Origin of the sequence: Dysgonomonas sp. Marseille-P4677 (genome assembly GCF_016652235.1) — a bacterium.
Classification (GTDB): Bacteria; Bacteroidota; Bacteroidia; order Bacteroidales; family Dysgonomonadaceae; genus Dysgonomonas.
Genome location: NZ_JAEPKU010000029.1, coordinates 1 through 20,131, shown reverse-complemented (window position 1 = coordinate 20,131; position 20,131 = coordinate 1). Strand labels below are relative to the sequence as shown.

The window sequence follows — 20,131 nt, the reverse complement described above, 5'->3', positions numbered from 1 at the left end:
TCCTCTAAATTACCTAAATGTTTACTTTTGTGAAAACGAATATAAGGATATTATTTATTTCATAATAAAAAACCAGACTTTACTTCACTCGAATGCTTATCTTTGCATCTTTCTATAATCAATTCCTTAATCGATATCTCTGATATGGATGAACAAAACATACTACTTGCATTTATTCTCACTGCTATTGCAGGTTTGTCTACCGGTATAGGTAGCCTTATAGCCCTTATAGCCAAGCATACCAATACTAAATTTTTGTGTGCTTCGCTCGGTTTCTCGGCGGGGATTATGATTTATGTATCATTTATGGAGATGATGCCGCAAGGGAAATTAGAACTGGTTTCTGCTTACGGTGATAAATTAGGCACTTTATATTTAATACTTGCGTTCTTTGCCGGTATTGCTATTATAAATCTGATTGACTTTGCTATTCCAAAATCTCTGAATCCTCATGAAATACAAGGAGTTGAAGATATGGGTAAAAAAAAGGCCTTGAAGCGAACCGGGATTGTTGTTGCAATGTCTATAGCCATCCATAACTTTCCCGAAGGTATAGCAACATTTACATCGGCCTTAGGTTCGCTCGATGTTGCTATCCCCATTACAGTAGCTATTGCCATACACAATATTCCTGAGGGGATTGCTGTGGCAGTTCCTATCTACCATGCTACAGGCAGTCGAAAGAAAGCATTCTGGTACTCTTTTGCTTCGGGGTTGGCCGAGCCTTTTGGAGCATTGATTGCTTATTTCTTTCTTATGCAGTTTTGGTCATCGGCTATGAATGGAGTTATTCTTGCTGCTGTATCCGGTATTATGGTTTTTATATCTCTCGATGAGTTACTCCCAAGTGCAGAGAAGTATGGGAAACATCATATCTCCATTATGGGGTTAGTTGCCGGGATGCTGGTTATGGCTTTTAGTCTATACTTGTTTGTATAACTACAATTGTTCGATAATAAACTCTTCTCCTTATGTAGTTTATAAAATATTCCGCTATATTTGTGTTTTACACGATACTAACACAGCAGACACAAAAAATACAAATATGAAAAAAAAGCTATTCATCTTCAGCTCTCTTTTTATTTTCTTCGGGAGCCTTCTTATACTCAATTCTTGTAAGAGAAGTGGCAGTCGGGAGATCGATTCTGAATTTGCAAAATATATTGCAGCCTTTACCTTCGGGAAGGTTTCGTCTTCTTCCGAAATTCAGATAGAACTTACGCAGGATATTCCTACCGTAGAACTGAATAAGGAGATTGATCAAAATCTTTTCGAGTTTTCTCCCTCTCTAAAGGGGAAGGCTTATTGGACAAATTCGCGCACTATAAAGTTCGTTCCTGAGCCGGGAGAACTTAAGCGTGGACAAGAATATGAAGCTTGGTTTAAGCTGGATAAGGTGCTGAAAGTAGATGGAAAGTTTAAAGAATTCTATTTTTATTTTCATGTTCCTGAGCAGAAATATAACGTTTCATTATTACCTTATTCTCCAATTAAGGATAATGATCTGTCTTGGAATGCTGTAAAAGGTACGGTACTACTGGCTGATGATGCTGACCTGGAAGATGTAAAGAAAATGTTTTCCCTAAGTGGCGGAGACAAGGCAAAAGATGCCAAGATTAAAATAACACCAACCGAAGCTAAAGGCCGTTTTAATATATTAATAGATAGCCTTTATCGTGAAAAAATAGACATGGAATATACACTTCATGTAAAAGGTAGTGCTATTAATGTAAAAACAGATGAGGATATAAAAATACAAATGCCTAAGATACCTGATTTTCAGGTTATAGATGTTGCTATGGAATATGACCCTCAAGAATGTATTCGTGTAACATTTAGCGATCCGCTTTCTTTGAGCCAAAATATACAAGGGCTTATACAGCCGGGAGCAGTAGAGACTTTCTCATTCGATGTACAGAAAAATGTATTAAGACTTTATCTGGATAAAACGACCAGAGGAACAAGTCTTGAACTTAAGATATTCAAGGAGATTAAAAGTGCTGCAAATATTGCTTTAACAGAGGATTATGTCTATAGTGTGAGCTTTGAGAAGAATAAACCGGAAGTTCAGCTAGTTGGTTCGGGGAATATTTTGCCTAATTCTGAGAATTTGACCATCCCTTTCAAAGCTGTAAATCTTTGGGCTGTAGATGTAAAAGTTATTAAGATATTCGAAAATAATATTCTTGGTTATTTACAGGCAAATGATTTTGGGGAAAGTGATGAATTGAAACGTTTCGGTCGACTTATATTGAAGAAGCGTATTCGTTTAGATGAAGACCCTACAATGAAGTTAGAAGAGTGGAACAACTACTCTTTAGATCTTTCTAAAATGATCAAACAAGATCCGGGTGCGGTATATCGTATAGAGTTTTCGATGAAGAAAGAATACTCTCTTTATCCATGCGATGGTATGGTGCCTCAAATACCGGAAGAAGCCTCACTAGAACGTTTCGATAACAAACTGAGTGAAGAAGATGAAGCTAAATTTGATCGTCCGGGATATTATTATTCCGAAGACTGGGATTGGGACAACTATAACTGGGAAGAACGGGATAATCCTTGCGATCCGACATTTTATATGAATAAATCATATAGTTGTATAGTCTTAGCTTCTAATATCGGCATCACAGCAAAATTAGGTTCTGACAAGAAGATGTTAGTTGCACTGACTGATATTTTGACAACCAAGCCAATATCGGGTTCACCTGTAGATGTTTATAACTATCAGATGCAACGTATTGGCAGTGGGAAAACCGATGGGGATGGATTTGCCGAGATAGATTATAAAGGTGGTGTACCATTTGCTATAATAGCATCTCGTGATAAAGAGAAAGGTTATCTGAAGGTTACCTCTAATTTATCTCTGTCGTTAAGTAATTTCGATGTTAGTGGCAAAGAAATACAGAAGGGGCTGAAAGGATATATATATGGTGAACGTGGAGTATGGCGTCCGGGAGATTCTATTTATGTGACATTTATACTTGAAGACAAAGCGAAAACTTTACCTAAAGATCATCCTGTTTCTCTCGAACTATATACACCTCGTGGACAATTGGCCCAACGTTATGTGTCTACATCCGGTAAGGATGGATTCTATCCATTCCGTATGGCTACAGATGCAAGTGCCATAACGGGCAATTGGCAGGCACGAGTTAAAGTCGGTGGCGTTACTTTTTACAAGACATTAAAAATAGAAACAGTTAAACCTAACCGTTTGAAAATTCGTTTAGATGTCGGCGATATGATCAATGCAGGTTCAGGATCGTTTACGGGGGCATTATCTTCGCAATGGTTGCATGGGGCTCCGGCAGTAAATTTGGCATCAAAGGTAGAAATGACATTGAGTACGGCGAGCGTTCCATTTAAAGGATATGAAAAGTATTCTTTTAATAATCCTACATCGAGCTTTTCTTCCGATACATATGCGATTTTTGATGGTCATTTAGATGCTTCGGGAAATGCTTCGATAAGAGGCAGTTTACCTCAAGCTGCCAGTGCTCCTGGAATGCTTCGGGCAAATATTGTTTCGCGGGTTTTCGAATCGGGTGGCGATGCGAGTATTTATACTCAGACCGTGCCATACTCGCCTTTCTCTGCCTATATAGGAATTAAATCTCCGACAGAATCTGATTATGGATGGATGGAGACAGACAAAGACAATATGTTGGATATTGTTACTTTGACTCCCCAAGGTAAGCCTATTAATCGTTCTAATCTGAATGTGAAAATATATAAAATTGATTGGTCGTGGTGGTGGAATTCTAATGATAATTTAGCCTCTTATGTAAATAATACCTCTACAAAAGTGGTATTGGATGAGAATATTTCTACAACAGGAGGGAAAGCTAAGGTGAAATTCCGTATCGAATATCCCGAATGGGGACGTTATCTTGTGATTGTGAAAGATGGGCAAGGCGGACATACTACAGGTAAAGTGCTTTACGTAGATTGGCCGTCGTGGAGAGGCCGTTCCGATAAGCAAGACCCGAGCGGACTCACTATGCTCTCATTTACTACCGATAAACAATCTTATAATGTAGGTGAAACAGCAACTGTTATATTACCGAAAAGCTCTGAAGGACGAGCTTTGATAAGTATCGAAGATGGTTCGCGGGTGATATCGCGAGAGTGGGTAACTACAAGCGGAAAGGAAGATACAAAACATACATTTAAAGTAACAGAGGAGATGGCTCCTAATTTCTACATTTTCGCAAGCTTATTCCAGCCGCATGCGCAGACAGATAATGATTTGCCTATTCGCATGTACGGAGTTTTGAATATAAATGTGGAAAATAAGGAAACAGTATTGTTACCTGTAATTACTATGCCTGATGAGCTTCGTCCGGAAAAAGAATTCTCGGTTTCCGTATCCGAAAAGAATAAAAAAGATATGACATATACACTGGCTGTAGTAGATGAAGGATTACTAGATCTGACATCTTTCAAAACGCCAAATGCATGGAATGATTTTTATTCTCGTCAGGCTTTGGGTGTCCGTACATGGGATATGTTCGATATGGTTGTGGGTGCGCAAACCGGAAAATTAGGACCATTGTTGAGTATTGGTGGTGATGAAGCCTTGAAACCGTCGAACAATACGATGAGCCGATTCAAACCAGTGGTGAAATATCTTGGGCCATTTACTCTTAGCGGAGGAAAGACGGATATACATAAAATTACATTGCCACCTTACTTCGGATCGGTGCGAGTTATGGTTGTTGCCGGAAACACAAAAGGAGCTTACGGAAGTACAGATAAAGCTGTTCCTGTAAGAAATCCATTGATGATACTTTCTACATTGCCACGTGTGGCAGGGCCAGATGAAGAAATATTACTCCCGGTCAATGTATTTGCTATGGATAAGAAGGTTAAGAATGTAACTGTTACTGTACAGGCTACAGGATTATTCCAATTTACAGATGGAACTACAAAATCTGTTTCGTTTACAGAAACTGGAGATAAGATGGTTTATTTTAAAGTGAAGGTGAGTAAGAAAACAGGTTATGAGAAGGTTGTGATTAAAGCATCCGGCAATGGTGAAACAGCAACAGAGACTATCAATATAGAGATTCGTAATCCAAACCCACCTGTTTTGTTGGCATCTCAGGCATTAGTTCCTGTGAATGATACAGCTAATTTATCTTTAACATTCGAGTCAATAAAAGATGGAGACTGGGCTAAGATCGAAATATCTCGTATGCCGTCTTTTGCTTGAAAAAAAAATTTATCTTATTTGCATGATTATCCGCATGGATGTTCAGAGCAAGTTACTTCAAAGGTATTTCCTTTATTGTTTGTAGATGCTTTCCGACCATTCACAAATAAAGAGAAGGAAGTAATGGATAATAATATTAAGGAGGGTATCAAGATAATATCATCCCGTCAATTAATGGATGGAGGTATTGCTTACTGGCCGGGTAATACATATCCGAATGAATGGGTTACCACTTATGCGGGGCATTTCCTTATCGAAGCTCAACGAGCCGGACGTGATGTACCTACTTCTGTGATCACGAAATGGAAGCAATTTCAAAAGAAATCGGCACAAACATGGAACAGAGGTGAACTTTATAAGTCATACTATAGTACTTCTATGTCAGATTTGCAGCAGGCGTATCGTTTATATACTCTTGCTTTGGCCGGAGAACCGGAGCTAGGGGCAATGAATCGTCTGAAAGAAATGAATGGGCTATCAGCTCAAGCACGCTGGAGATTGGCTGCAGCTTACGCACTAGCAGGAAAGAAAGATGCTGCAAATCAATTGATAAACCAGTTGTCTGATATGGTTGGTCCTTATTCATTCAATAACAATACTTATGGCAGTTCGACCCGCGATATGGCAATGATTCTGGAAACATATTTGCTTTTGGATAAGACCGAAAAAGCCTTGGCCTTGGCCTATAAAGTATCGGAAGGATTGAGTGGTAGATATATTACAACTCAGGAAGCTTCTTTTGGATTGATTGCTATGTCCAGACTAGCGAAAAAAATGGGTAAAGGAGTCATTTCATACGAATGGGAACTGAATGGTGTGAAGCAAGCCAACGGCAATTCGGGTGATGTTTTTCAGGAAATAGCTTTGAAACCACAGGAGAAAGTAAATGTATCAATCAAGAATAAAGGACAAGGGCAGTTGTTTTTCCGTTTATTGGGACGTACTCACCCCCTAGTTGATAATACACCGGCTATGAGTAATGGAACAAATCTGTATGTGAAGTATGTAGATGAAAATGGAAAAGAGTTAGATGTAACTTCTTTGAAACAAGGTACAGAGTTTTTTGCTAATGTGATTGTTCAGAATATATCTGGAATGTATCTGACCGACATGACTTTGAGTCAGATATTTGCTTCAGGATGGGAAATCTTTAATACTCGTTTATTTAATGAGGCTGACAACAGAACTGCAGGAGCATTCAATTATCAGGATATCAGAGACGATAGAGTATATACATACTATAATCTGAGTAGCGGATATTCTACTTCGTTCCGTATCAGACTTCAAGCTGCTTATTGTGGCAAGTTTTATTTGCCGGCGGTAAGTAATGAACCTATGTATAGTCCTACCGAACAAAGTCGTACTACGGGTTATTGGGTAGAGGTTAAACAATAATCAGAATTTTAATCGTATAATAAAATAGGATATTTGTAAAATAAATATCCTATTTTTGTACTATAAAATAACACAACACAACATTGATGAGAAGAGCAGTCTGTACATTCGGCAGCTACTATCTGACAGAAGGGTTTCCCCGTTTCCGTAAGATGGCTGAAAGTATGAATGTATTTGATGATATATACACAATCAGCGAAAAAGATTTAGATAAAGACTTCTATAAACTATGGGGGAGGTATCTGATCCCCTATTCGAGAGGGTTTGGCTATTGGTGCTGGAAGCCCTATTTTATTCTAAAGATACTTGAAGGCATGCAGGATGGAGATGTTCTACTCTATTCAGATATTGGATGTTACTTTAATCCCGGTGGCAGAGCACGGTTGTTGGAATATTATGATATAGTAGATAAAGCGTCCGCTGGTATACTTGGTGTAAAAAGCCAGGAGGTAAGTTATAATGGTATGCCTGAGACTCTTTATTATGAGTATGAGTGGACTAAAGGCGATGTTTTTGACTATTATAATGTATATAATGATAAATCCTATACACATACTCCACAGTTTGAATCTACTATTATATTTTTTAAGAAAAGCCCATTGGTAATGCAATTTGTGAAAGATTGGTATCAGGCCTATCTCGATAATTATAGTCTGGCTACAGATTCGCCTTCACGTGTTTCTAATCTGCCTGGATTTAAAGAAAATCGCCATGATCAAAGTATTTATTCGATCTTAGCAAAGAAGTACGGAATAGCTGAAATATCGACAAACGAAATATTTCAGAGGAACTGGACTCTATTAGATACCTATCCTATACAGGCACGTAGAGATAAATATTATACAAGTAAATATCATTACAAGCATCGTTTTAGACTAAGAAAAATATATAGAAGAATTTGGACCATAAAATATTGGTTCAAAGATCTATTTAATAAATAAGGAACTTTACATGAAAAAAGTGCTTTGTACTTTTGGAAATACATTATTGTCTCCCGGTTTTCCTCGTTTTAGGCAAGAAGCTGAGGCTTTAGGGATATTCGATGAGATACATACATATACAGAGAACGATTTAAGCAAAGATTTTATAAAAAAGTGGGGGCGATATATGTATCCTTATTCTAAAGGATATGGCTATTGGGCTTGGAAGCCTTATCTTATAAAGGAGACTTTGAACAAGATGAAAGATGGGGATGTTCTTTTATATGCAGACTTAGGATGTTTCTTTAATACTAATGGAAAAGAACGTTTGTCGGAATATTATGATATAGTAGAGAATAGTTCTAGTGGGATGCTCGGATTTCGGAGTCACGAGGTTAACTATAATGGTATGGATGAGTGTCTGCGATTTGAATATGAATGGACAAAAGGAGATATATTAGACTATTTCGGAGTGAGGAATGATCCATATTATACTCAGACTACACAATTTGAAGCAACAGTTGTTTTTATAAAAAAGACAAGTACTTCTATAGCTTTTGTAAATGAATGGGTTAAAGTAGTAGATGCCGACTTTGATCTGATAACAGATAAACCTTCCCGTACCTCAAATTTAGAGGGGTTTAAAGAGAATCGTCACGATCAAAGTATTTTTTCTATTTTAGCTAAGAAATATAGAATAGAATCGGTTTCGACAAATGAACTTTTTCCATGCGATTCTAATTATGACTGGTCACTTCTCGATAATTATCCGATATTAGCTCGTAGAGCTGTTTATTATAAAAGTATGCGCCATTATAATCATCGTTTTAAGCTGCGTAAATTATATGGTATCTTATGGAAAATAAAGTATTTTTTTAGATAGCCTTGTAATGTTTAGTTATTTCTTTTCATGATAGTCATTTTCTGTATTCACACGCCAGATAATGCTTTTATCATTGATTTCACCTTTAATGTGCTTTACTGTCTCTATAGCGGTCAGCATTGAATGATCCATATTGTTGTATCTGTGTTGCCCATTACGACCAATACAATATAAGTTTTCGATAGAACTTAAATAGTCAATGACTTTATCTAATTGATGATAACTGCCAAAATAAGAAGGGTATGCTTTCTTTACCTTGATGCGGACTGAGTCTTCCACCTCATTCATGGAAATAATACCAATTTTGTCAAGTTCGCTAATAGCTAAGTCTATGAAATTCTTATCATTCATCTCCCATAGCTCATCTCCCTCGTTACAAAAATACTCAAGACCAATCCATACTTTATTTTTGAAATCTGCTACCATATAAGGAGACCAGTTGTTGAATATCTGTAATCGCCCTATCTTTACATCTGCTTCCTGAATATATATCCATGTGTCAGGAATTATGTTATTCCAAGTTTTTGTCTTTGTTTTGTTTGAAATAAGTAGCTTGTCTACTAAGAGTCCAACTGTAATAAAATCCCGATAAGGAAGCTCTTTCGCAATTTCGCGTACTTCGGTGCTGATATTATCATTAATAGATTCAATAAGGTCCTTTATTGGCATAGACGAGATAAGATAATCGCACGAAACCTCCTCATCTTTTCCTTCTGTGTTAACTACAACAGATACTACTTTCTTATCTTTTATATTTATTTGCTTTACTGGGCTATCCTTGATAACTTTAACGCCTTTATTTTCGACAATATCTGCTACTGTTTCCCATAGCTGTCCGGGACCATATTTTGGATATAAAAATTGTTCTATAAGAGATGTTTCTACTTCTTTCTGGTCAATAGAGGATTTTTTTTGTCTGAACGGTTTAGATATCATGTCTCTGATGATACCTAATAAAGAGAGTCCTTTCACTCTTTGCGAACCCCAATCAGCTCCTAGTTTGGAAGGATGGACACCCCATACTTTTTCGGTATAATTCTCGAAAAACATTCGGTATAAAGGTTTGCCGAAACGATTGATATAAAAGTCTTCAAGAGAGTTCTCTTCGCGTTTGCGAATGCAAGAACCTAGATAACCGAAACCGGCATTGATAGTTCGACCCAATCCCATATTTACAAATGTTTCGGACTGAATAGAAATTGGATAATTGAAGAATTTCTTCAGATAGAAAATACGGGAAACCCTTTTGCGGAGGAGCATTACTATTTCCTCCTTCTCCGGATCGGGACCTCCATTGTTTAACTCCTTTATATTATTGTTTAGTAATATATCATCGATGGATTGCGATCCTTGTATGGGCATGATGTTATTCCACCAAGCCATGATTTCGTCATTCTTAGAAAAGAAACGGTGTCCACCAATGTCAATTCTGTTTCCATTATATCTAACAGTCTGTGAAATTCCTCCAATATTAGATGTTGCTTCATATACACTGATAGAATCAGTAATGCAGTTTTTTGTAAGTTCGTACGCAGCGGTTAATCCGGCAGGGCCAGCTCCAATAATGATTATTTGTTTATTTAAATCCATCGAATGGTATAAAGTTTTGTGAGTTTTTTAGTTCTGTTTCGTTAAATAATCTTCAATAGACAAAGTTTATTAAAAAAACTTTAAGAATCAAATATAGTATTCTAATAAAATTAGTTATAGTTTTTTACCTTTTCGGGAGGGCTATCTCTATTTTCATATACATTAATTAGTCCGTCTCTACAATTGCGGAGCTCATACTTTGGTTTTTTATATATTGTGCTGTCTAATGATTTATCTATCAATATATAATTGTAGTTGTTGATAGAATCAGCACTTATAAAATTTCGATTAGTATAGTGTCTTCTTACACTACTATTATAATTGAGTCTTTCTATCTCGAACAAAAAGTTGGGATTTATATCATCATCTGTCCATAAATAATATGACATTCCATCATCTATTAGCAGATCAGTAAATTCATGATATTCATATAAAAATCTTGAATAGCCCGATACCTTGTCTATAAAATTGAGACCAAAACCTATTTGAATGAGTAAAGCTATAGGAATTATAGTTGAATATTTTATGCGTTCGAGGTATATGCTAAATGTTGCAGTAGTTAGTATTGTCAATATAAACCCCAAATAAATAAACGTTCTTGAAAAGGCAAATACGGCTTGTATATATGTAAGAATGAATGGTAAAATACAAAAAATAAACCATAACAAGACCAATTTAAAGTCTTTCTTTATTCTCACTAAGGCAACAAGTCCAACAAGCATAAAAAATATAAGAACATAGTGTGCATTAATTCCTATATTATCACCATAAACCCACATAATAAGCGTTGGCATCATTTCCACCACCATACTCCGACTGATATTCGGTACAAGAGGATTGGATGTTACCATCTCCATACCGCTTACAATGAATATGGGAATGTATAATATGAGAGTAAGGAAGACAATAATAAGGTTGTATATGATTTGTTTTAATATATTTTTATAATTGTATAAAAGAATATAGAGGTTTATCGATATAAAAGGATAGAGGAAAGACGGAATAGTATAAAACCCTAAGACACTACTGATAACAAAAAAAGCCCAATGTTTAGTTCGATTATTTTCTTTAATAATACAAAATGCAGAGTATAGAGACAAAATGGTAAATAAGACCAAAAGGCTATATCCACGACCTATAAAACTATAGAAAAGCGTTAGGAATAAGACTGAAAAAATACCTGTGACTAGAATTGACAGTTTTTCCGAGAAAACTTTTTTTGCAAATTGGAAGCTGATTAGGATAGATAACACAAATGCAAGGTAAGATGTTATGCGCATCTTTAATAGAATATCTCCCGGTAGAATATTTATGATACTGGCAAGAAAAGAGTATAGTATATGATTATTAGGTATGGGATAACAAATAAGACACTTATAAAATACAGGTTTAATGCATCCGAAATATGCGGATGCTTCATCATACAATACAGGTTGTGTAAAAAGGTAATAACACGATATCCCTAATGGAAGTACTAATATATATTTCAGACCGGAATATCTTAAGTCTCTGTAAGATGCTTTGGTGAAATCTTTAATAGCTACTATCAATTGCTTGAAATAATAATATGCTCTATCGAATTTATAAAGGATAACGCCAAAGAGTATAATAAGAAAAAGAATTTCAAGTAATAGAAAAATATAACTTTTAAATAATGGTGGGTGTAATTCTCTTACAATACTTTCTACTGTTTTAAATAATGATGTGTTGCCAATAATGTTTCTTAAGCAATCTATAGTTCCGTTATATCCCGATAAGATAAAGAAAGCAAATAATAAAGACAGAAATATGACTATAAGTGTATTAAAAACTTTAAGAGTCTTCTTCATACTGAAGTTTAATGTTTTGTTAAAGTTGATTGCAAATATATGGATATTCTGGTTAATAATCTATATATCTGTTGCTTTATAGATAAATATATCATTCTGCCTGATATTTACGCTTGTTACAAAGTAATATATGTATTAAAAGGCAAGCGAAAACAAATAAGCAGCCAACTCCTACAACTCCGTTCCACCCGTAATGTTGCCATGCTATTCCTCCGATGAAAGTTCCAGCCGATCCTCCTATGAAATAAGATACCATATATACGGTATTAAGCCTATTTGAGGCTTCGGGATGCGATGAGAATACAATAGTCTGATTTGTAACATGCATACCCTGTAAACCCATATCCAGAAATATAATGCCTGCGATTAGTCCGATATAGGTATTTCCACCGAAGCCGAATATACACCATGAAAGAATCATAAGTAGGCATGCTATAAATATTACCATATTTTTATTGATCCTGCCTGAAACATATCCTACAAGAGATGCCGCCAAGGCTCCTGCTATTCCTACCAAACCAAGAGAGCCCGCTACATCACTTCCCTGAAAGAAAGGTGCCTGTTCCAAGCGGAAGGTCAATGTAGTCCAAAATATGGAAAACGAACCAAATCCCAAAGCTCCTCTTAACGATGCTAGTCGAAGGCTTGGTATTTCCTTTGTATAACGAAATATAGACCGCATCAATTGGCTGTAAGTACCCTTGAAGGTGGGTTGCATATTCGGTAATAAACACGCAATGAGAACGGCTAAGATTAACATCATTGCAGCAGCAATATAGAATACTTCGCGCCAACCAAGGTACTCGCCTAGTAAACCGCTAAAGACACGTGATGCTAATATTCCTATTAAAAGACCGCTCATTACTATGCCTACATTTTTCCCTTTTTCTTCAGGCTTAGACAGTTGAGCTGCGATAGGTACAAATATTTGAGGTACAACAGATGTTAATCCGATAAAGAAACTAGCCGTAACCATTACGGTTAGCGACTGGCTGCATGCAAAGATAAGAAGTGATAGAATGATGAATATAAAATCGATTAATATTATTTTCTTTCGCTTAAACATGTCACCCAACGGAATTATCAATAATAGTCCGACGGCATAGCCTATTTGTGTAAACATGGCTATTCTACTAGTCTCAGCTTCCGATTCTTCGAGTTCTTTGGCTATCATGCCTAGAAGAGGCTGATTGTAATAGTTGTTGGCAACAACAAGCCCTGCTCCGATTGCCATCAACCAGAGTGTGCTTTTGGTGAGATATTGTTCGTTTTCTTCTTTAGCGAGTAGCATTCAATTTTTCTTATTCTGTATATGGTGAGTTGAGTATCCAGTTTTTTACCATTTCTTCATCGAATATTTTACCTATGACTCTATATTTTGAATCATTCAATGGGTTATGGCCTATTAGAGGTTCAGACATTACACCGATTTTCGGCTTATAATAGTTGGCATGTACAAAAGTCATTTTTCCATTCTTATTATAAATATAGCCAACATGACAATCAAGTCCGACTATATATAAGCCTTCTCCATTTGTTTCTATATGATCTACGATTTCTTTGATAGGCCTTTTGTAGAAACGTTTAATGTCAGTAGATACTTTCTTTATCAAATACTCAGAGGCTTGTTGTGCCCATTTTATGCGGGGAATATTAAATCCCATATCCCTTAGAGTAGTTGTAATAAAATAGCCACATGCAATACTCCCTTCTTTGGGTGTTTGGCTATGCCCATGAAATGTCCATGGTGTATTGTACCATGATGTGAAAAAATCATTCGAAATGGTTAATAGATAATCTTGAGCATCGAGTAGGATACTATCCTGTGCTGTTTTATCACCCACCTTGGCCTCATACTCTTTCCGGAAAAATTCCCTTTTTGTAACTGCTTCTTTTTTTAGTTCAGAATATGGCTTTATGCTTTCCACTCTTTCTTTCCATAGGGACACTGCTTGTTCTTCCCTGGTTTTTGAAGAACAGGATAATGTAATGAAGAGAAGTAATAAGATGTGTAGCTTCATCCTTTTATTTATTCCATTTTAACTAAAAGGTGACAAAGTTGTACAACTTTCAGAAGTTTTTTATATGCAATTTTTATTCCGTCCTATAAGCCCTGACTTTACTCTATAGATAAAATCAAGGGAAAACGTTAATCAATAAAACGTTTTGTCAGATCTCCAAAATGGTCGATACGTCTGTCACGGAAGAATGGCCACATACGGCGTACAGTTTCCGAACGTTTTATATCTATTTCGATTACCTGTATCTCTTCTTTATCGTTTGCTCCTTGCCATAGGATTTCCCCTTGTGGGCCAGCGACAAAACTATTTCCCCAGAATGAAATACCATTAGTTTGCCCCGATGGATCAGGCTCGTATCCCGTACGGTTTACCGAAACAACATGTAACCCGTTAGCTACAGCATGCCCACGTTGAGATATTACCCATGCACCAAGCTGACGTGATTTTTCATCGTCGGTGTCGGTCGATTCCCAGCCAATAGCGGTAGGGTAGATAAGTAAATCGGCTCCGGCCATTGCCATAAGGCGTGCAGCTTCGGGATACCATTGATCCCAACATACCAAGACCCCTAGTTTACCTAAGGAAGTTTCGATGGGTTTAAAGCCTAGATCACCCGGCGTGAAATAGAATTTTTCGTAGTATGCAGGATCATCAGGGATGTGCATTTTGCGGTATTTCCCGGCTATAGTTCCATCTTTTTCTATTACTACGGCTGTATTGTGATACAGCCCCGGAGCCCGTCGTTCAAATAGCGAAAGTACTATTACTACTCCTAGTTCTTTGGCTAATGTACCGAATTCGTCAGTCGATGGTCCGGGTATTGTTTCTGCTAAATCGAAGATATCGGGGTTTTCTATCTGACAAAAATAAAGCGAATTGTGAAGCTCTTGCATCACAACCAATTGTGCACCTTGCTTTACGACTTCCCGTATTTTGTTTTTTAATCCTTGTTTATTTTTTTCTATATCAGGGGAATTAGCCTGTTGTATCAATCCTATTTTCATAAATCTTCGTTTAATCAGGTAATTTAATGGTGTCTGGCGACATTTCTATATGTTTCTCAAACTCTTCGATTCTGAGTTTTATGTCATCAAGAAATTCCTGCGTACATCCTGCCTCTTTGGCATCTGTATAATATCGTTTTAGTAACGGTAAAAATAATATATCATTTCCCGAAAATACCATTGCAGGAACATCATTCTTAAGACATCTCAGTAAAAGCGCTTTCTGATCTTTCATAAATATTTATATAAAATCTTGAGGGTATTGCATTGTTATACAGTGTAACGACCCATGTTGGCGAATAAGCGGAGAACAATCTATACCTACAATCTCCCTGCTTGGAAAAGCTTTTTGCAATTGTTCACGGGCTTTCTCATCTCTTTCTTTCTCATTGTAAAATGGTAATAACACAGCATCGTTAATGATTAAGAAATTAGCATATGTTGCAGGCAATCTCTGATTGTCTTCATCATATACAGCTTTAGCCATTGGTAATGTAATCAAATTATAGGGTTGACCTTCATAATCGACGAACGTTTTCAGTTGTTCTTCCATTTTGGAAAGGGCATCGTAATGTTCATCTTCTTTGTTTTCGCATTTTACATAAGCTATTGTATGTTCATCACAAAAGCGGGCAAGAGTATCGATATGGCTATCTGTATCATCTCCTGCAAAATACCCATGGTCGAGCCATAATATTCTGTCCAGTCCAAATGAATCTCTTAAATATCCTTCTATTTCTTCTTTTGTGAGGAATGAATTCCTGTTAGGTGAAAGAAGGCATTCGGAGGTAGTCAGTAAAGTACCTTTTCCATCCGATTCTATAGCTCCGCCTTCAAGTACAAAATCTTTTTTGTTTACTAACTCTACATCATACTTAAAGACGTTTTTTGAAAATAAACCTCTGGTTATCTGATTGTCGTAGTTTGATGCAAACTTCATACCCCATCCGTTGAAGGTGAAATCATAGATATATTTCTTAGCTCCTTTGATAACTGATATACCACTGTGATCTCGGGCCCAAGTATCATTGGTAGGTAATTCGACCAGAGTAAGGTTTTCGAATAGATCTTTATGATTTCTCAGTTCATATTTTACAGTTGCGGCACTATAACAAACTATTATGAGCCGTTGTCTTTTCAATATTTCTGTTGCGATGTTTACATAACATGCAGTTACCTCTTCAAGCATGTACTCCCAGTCTGTTTCATGATGAGGCCATGTGAGCTGTATAGCGCTTTGTGGGTGCCATTCGGAGGGTAAAAGTATAGAGTGAGCCATTTGTTTAATAGAATCTAAATATATTTCTTAAGCAAAAGTACAAAATAATTATTTCAAAATACCGCCAGTCACCATCCTTCCTGAATAGATAGTTTGGCGTCGTGCAGAGAAAAACATTTCAGGATTGGAGTAAGTGCAGAGATTGGCACACTCTATATTATCGAAGGGGATTCCAGCCTCATGTATTATTAATTTATTTGTAAGCTCCAGATTGAAATGCATCTTTCCCGTTTTTTTATTTCTGTATCCTATTTCTTCTATTATAAACCCTTTTTCCTGAAATATATCCACAACTTCTTCCCCTACTTCAAAACGTTCTTGAGATATACATGGTCCTATTCCGGCAATCATATCATCAGTATTACAATCAAATAAGTCTACCATTTTCTTTATCGTTTTTGCAGCAATCTTAGCAACAGTACCTTTCCATCCCGCATGGATTGCAGCCAATACATTTTTCTTCAGATCATAAATCAATATAGGTACGCAATCGGCAGTAGTTATTCCAATGCATATACCTTTTTGGTCGGTAATCAGAGCATCAATGCCATTTAAAGAATTGGCTTTCTCTCTATCGCTTTTTTCTAAAAACAGTTTGTCTATAACTAATATTTTATCTTCATGTGTTTGATAGGGCATGTACAGATTTCCTACAGAAATGCCCATTACATTTGCAATACGTTCTTTGTTTTCGTTTACACAATCAGTATTGTCTCCCGAATAGAGTCCGAGATTTAAGGATGTATATGCATCCGAACTGGCACCTCCTTCTATGGTAGAAGTGAAATGGAATAAGTTCTTATCAGGGAAAGATTCGAACTGTAATATTTTGATGTTGTTTTTATCTGTTGATTTCATTATTTGATAATTACATTCAGTGTAAAATAATATTTAAGAATATTCAAGTTGTTAAGCTTGAGGTAGTAATATGTATTAATTAAAATAACTTATTATGAGAAAAACTTTGCTATTATTACTCATCAGTGTTTTTGCATTATGTGCTAATGCGCAGACGGTGGATTATGAGAATTATTACAAAGGAATAGAATCTTATGGAGATTTGTACCTATCATCTGATCAAATTTCAAAAATAAAAGAATTACAGAGATCGGTCGGCCCTAAATTTGCCGCTATAGGTAAGGATCGTTCTCTATCCGGCTACGAGAAGGGCCAAAGAAAACGGGAATTAGCATTGAAGCATAGAGCGCAGATTCGTTCGATATTGAATGCCAATCAGATAAATACATTGGAAAAGAAATATGGGACGATACATGAGGGTGACCGTATCAAAGACGTAATTTCCGATAGTTACGATGATAAATTAGATGCTTTGGAGAAAAAGTTTGAAGCAGAAGAAGATGCTATTGACGATAATCCCTATTTGAGTAAAGCTGAGAAGAAAGCCCGCATTAAGACTTTAAAATATAATTATAAGAAGGAAAAAGAAAATTTGAAGAATCAGAAGAAAGCGACCAAGAACGGTTTGTTTAGATAATAACCGTTTGAAAAAATGTGCCCCTGATGGATACTTTCATCAGGGGCCTACTTTTTTATTGATTACTTTGTTTCGTCTTCGAGGTCATCTTCGTAAAAGAATCCGTCTACTTCCTCCTCGTCATCCCATTCTTCCTCTTGATAGTCGTCTTCAGGAATGTCTTCTTCATCCTCTTCGAATTCTACAGTTTTTATATCCAGATTTCGATGAGTAATATTAAATGACTTTTTATATTCTCCATCAGCATTCATTTCACGCCATAACAAATCTTTCAATGCAGCTATATTATATCCTGTAATGGATGAAATGAAAATATGGGGTATTTCCGGCAGATCTTCTGCAAGAGCTTCCATCAATTCTTCATCGAGCATATCCGATTTAGAGATAGCCAACACACGCCGTTTATCCAATAACTCAGGGTTGAACTGGGCTAACTCGTTTAATAGGATCCTGTATTCCTGATGAATATCGTCTGCATCGGCAGCTATGAGGAATAGTAGAAGTGAATTTCTTTCGATGTGGCGAAGGAAACGTAATCCTAAGCCTTTACCCTCGCTAGCCCCCTCTATAATTCCCGGTATATCAGCCATAACGAACGATTTGTAATCGCGATAACTAACAATCCCTATTTTAGGTTCAAGAGTAGTGAAAGGATAGTTAGCTATCTTCGGTTTAGCTGCAGTCATAACAGAGAGTAATGTCGATTTTCCTGCATTTGGAAAACCAACAAGGCCAACATCTGCCAATACCTTTAATTCGAGTATCACCCTTCGTTCCTCGTAAGGTTCACCGGGTTGGGCATAACGTGGAGCCTGATTTGTAGAGGTTTTGAAATGGTTGTTTCCTCTACCTCCTTTACCCCCTTTCAGCATGATTACTTCTTGTCCGTCTTCAGTTACGTCACATAGATATTCTCCGGTTTCAGCATCATAGGCTACCGTTCCGCATGGTACTTCGATAATTTTTGTTTCACCTTTTTTACCGGAACTTAATCTGCCTGAGCCACTTTCCCCGTGTCCGGCCAATATATGGCGCTGAAATTTAAGGTGGAGTAATGTCCATAGGTTACGATTGGCACGAAGAATAACGTGCCCGCCGTCTCCGCCATCCCCACCATCGGGGCCTCCTTTTGGAATATATTTTTCACGGCGGAAATGGGTAGATCCTCTACCTCCTTTACCCGAACGGCAATATATTTTGACGTAATCTATAAAATTTGAATCTGACATATTTATCTCTTTTTTAAGGTCGTATAGACCTATTTATTATCCACTTTACTATAACGTTTATAATGTGGATATAGTTACTTTGTGTGTGTTTAGTAACTTTTTATTTAGACAACAAAGGAAGTTATAATCCCATTCGCGGTTTATAACTTCCCCGATATATAAATATTGTATTATTTAACCTTGTTTACAGCTTCAGCTATACGTTCGAATATTTCGTCTACTGTGCCTACGCCTTTTATAGAAGCTAGCTTACCTGTCGTTTTATAATGCTCTTTTAGTGGAGATGTCTGACTCTTGTAAACATCAAGACGTGATTTGATAGTCTCAAGATTGTCATCCGAACGGCCGGATTGTTGTCCGCGTTTGATTAAACGGTCTATCAATTCGGGTTCATCGACTTCAAGACTAACAACGATAGACACATCCTGACCTCTTTCTTTTAGCATTTTTTCCAAAGCTTCTCCTTGGGGGATTGTACGTGGAAAACCATCGAAAATAACTCCGGCAGCATCCTTCTTACTGTCTAATACATTTGCCAGCATTCCTATTACCACATCATCGGGAACCAATTGGCCTTTTGAGATGTAACCTTCAGCAAGTTTACCTAATTCGGTACCATTTTTCATTTCAGCACGTAGAACATCGCCAGTGGAAATGTGCGCCAGATTATATTTCTTAATTAAATTCTCGCTTTGAGTTCCTTTCCCTGATCCGGGTGCTCCAAAAATAATAATATTCAGCATGTCAATAGTTTTACTAATTACGAATTACTCCTATAGAGTTGATCCGCTTTTATATTATGAGTTTTTTATTTTATAAATTTCCGGATAGTTTCGGCCATATCCGTCATAATCAAGGCCATATCCAACAATGAAATCGCTCGGTATTTCTAACGCGACATAATCTAGTCGTATATCATGTTTCAATGCATCCGGTTTCAATAACAATGTTGTTACTAATATTTGTTCTGGTTGGTCACAAACCAACTGTTCTAACATCAATGACATTGTGTAGCCTGTGTCTACAATGTCTTCAACAATGACAACAGTACGCCCTTTTATATCTTCTTCAAGACCGTAAATTTCTTTTATCTTGCCTGTGGATGTAGTTCCTTTATAGGACGACATTTTCACAAATGACACTTCGCAAGGGATGGTAATGCGTTTCATCAATTCTGAAGCATACATGAAAGATCCGTTGAGTACACAAATAAACAAAGGGTCTTTACCTTCCAGGTCTTTACTTAGCTTTTTAGCTGTTTCATCAAT

At 36.7% G+C, this 20,131-nt stretch carries 17 protein-coding genes; 6 read left to right on the top strand and 11 right to left on the bottom strand.

The features are described 5' to 3' along the window. Positions 1-144: 144 nt before the first annotated feature. From zupT to JGH11_RS07445, 5 genes are all read left to right on the top strand, one after another. Positions 145-939: a zinc transporter ZupT gene (gene zupT / locus JGH11_RS07460; RefSeq protein WP_201110951.1), complete on the top strand. Its 795-nt coding sequence runs from the start codon at positions 145-147 to the stop codon at positions 937-939. Positions 940-1,045: 106 nt separating this feature from the next. Beyond that, complete coding sequence (locus JGH11_RS07455) at positions 1,046-5,218, top strand: alpha-2-macroglobulin (protein WP_236263904.1); 4,173 nt, start codon at positions 1,046-1,048, stop codon at positions 5,216-5,218. Between the two features lie 18 nt (positions 5,219-5,236). Further along, positions 5,237-6,613, top strand: coding sequence for a hypothetical protein (locus tag JGH11_RS20165; RefSeq protein ID WP_236263903.1), 1,377 nt, complete (start codon positions 5,237-5,239; stop codon positions 6,611-6,613). Positions 6,614-6,699: 86 nt separating this feature from the next. Next, entirely contained in the window at positions 6,700-7,554 is an 855-nt protein-coding gene (locus tag JGH11_RS07450) for a hypothetical protein (protein WP_201110950.1), read from the top strand. Between the two features lie 10 nt (positions 7,555-7,564). After that, entirely contained in the window at positions 7,565-8,416 is an 852-nt protein-coding gene (locus JGH11_RS07445) for a hypothetical protein (RefSeq protein ID WP_201110949.1), read from the top strand. 15 nt (positions 8,417-8,431) lie between these two features. On the opposite strand, the gene JGH11_RS07440 is transcribed toward JGH11_RS07445, so the two are convergent. The 8 genes from JGH11_RS07440 to pgeF all read right to left on the bottom strand — a co-directional run bounded on the left by JGH11_RS07440 (position 8,432) and on the right by pgeF (position 16,997). Then, positions 8,432-10,006, bottom strand: coding sequence for an NAD(P)/FAD-dependent oxidoreductase (locus tag JGH11_RS07440; RefSeq protein ID WP_201110948.1), 1,575 nt, complete (start codon positions 10,004-10,006; stop codon positions 8,432-8,434). A 110-nt stretch (positions 10,007-10,116) separates the two neighbouring features. Then, complete coding sequence (locus tag JGH11_RS07435) at positions 10,117-11,835, bottom strand: glycosyltransferase family 39 protein (protein WP_201110947.1); 1,719 nt, start codon at positions 11,833-11,835, stop codon at positions 10,117-10,119. Positions 11,836-11,926: 91 nt separating this feature from the next. Continuing rightward, entirely contained in the window at positions 11,927-13,126 is a 1,200-nt protein-coding gene (locus tag JGH11_RS07430) for an MFS transporter (RefSeq protein WP_201110946.1), read from the bottom strand. A gap of 10 nt (positions 13,127-13,136) precedes the next feature. Next, positions 13,137-13,856 (bottom strand): hypothetical protein, encoded by a 720-nt coding sequence (locus JGH11_RS07425; RefSeq protein WP_201110945.1) that lies wholly within the window; start codon positions 13,854-13,856, stop codon positions 13,137-13,139. 128 nt (positions 13,857-13,984) lie between these two features. Continuing rightward, on the bottom strand, positions 13,985-14,860 hold the full coding sequence (locus JGH11_RS07420) for a carbon-nitrogen hydrolase (protein WP_201110944.1): 876 nt from the start codon (positions 14,858-14,860) through the stop codon (positions 13,985-13,987). A gap of 10 nt (positions 14,861-14,870) precedes the next feature. After that, complete coding sequence (locus tag JGH11_RS07415) at positions 14,871-15,095, bottom strand: hypothetical protein (protein ID WP_201110943.1); 225 nt, start codon at positions 15,093-15,095, stop codon at positions 14,871-14,873. Between the two features lie 6 nt (positions 15,096-15,101). Continuing rightward, on the bottom strand, positions 15,102-16,139 hold the full coding sequence (locus JGH11_RS07410; RefSeq protein ID WP_201110942.1) for an agmatine deiminase family protein: 1,038 nt from the start codon (positions 16,137-16,139) through the stop codon (positions 15,102-15,104). A gap of 48 nt (positions 16,140-16,187) precedes the next feature. Continuing rightward, positions 16,188-16,997, bottom strand: coding sequence for a peptidoglycan editing factor PgeF (gene pgeF, locus JGH11_RS07405; RefSeq protein WP_201110941.1), 810 nt, complete (start codon positions 16,995-16,997; stop codon positions 16,188-16,190). 94 nt (positions 16,998-17,091) lie between these two features. Between pgeF and JGH11_RS07400 the strand changes: the two genes are divergently transcribed. Continuing rightward, positions 17,092-17,634: a hypothetical protein gene (locus tag JGH11_RS07400; RefSeq protein WP_201110940.1), complete on the top strand. Its 543-nt coding sequence runs from the start codon at positions 17,092-17,094 to the stop codon at positions 17,632-17,634. Positions 17,635-17,696: 62 nt separating this feature from the next. Here JGH11_RS07400 and obgE read toward each other — a convergent pair whose 3' ends face one another. From obgE to hpt, 3 genes are all read right to left on the bottom strand, one after another. Next, complete coding sequence (obgE, locus tag JGH11_RS07395) at positions 17,697-18,863, bottom strand: GTPase ObgE (RefSeq protein ID WP_201110939.1); 1,167 nt, start codon at positions 18,861-18,863, stop codon at positions 17,697-17,699. Between the two features lie 170 nt (positions 18,864-19,033). Further along, a complete protein-coding gene (locus JGH11_RS07390; protein WP_201110938.1) occupies positions 19,034-19,606 on the bottom strand; it encodes an adenylate kinase in 573 nt (190 codons plus the stop codon). A 54-nt stretch (positions 19,607-19,660) separates the two neighbouring features. Then, on the bottom strand, positions 19,661-20,131 hold a 471-nt coding region (gene hpt / locus JGH11_RS07385), incomplete at its 5' end, for a hypoxanthine phosphoribosyltransferase (RefSeq protein WP_201110937.1).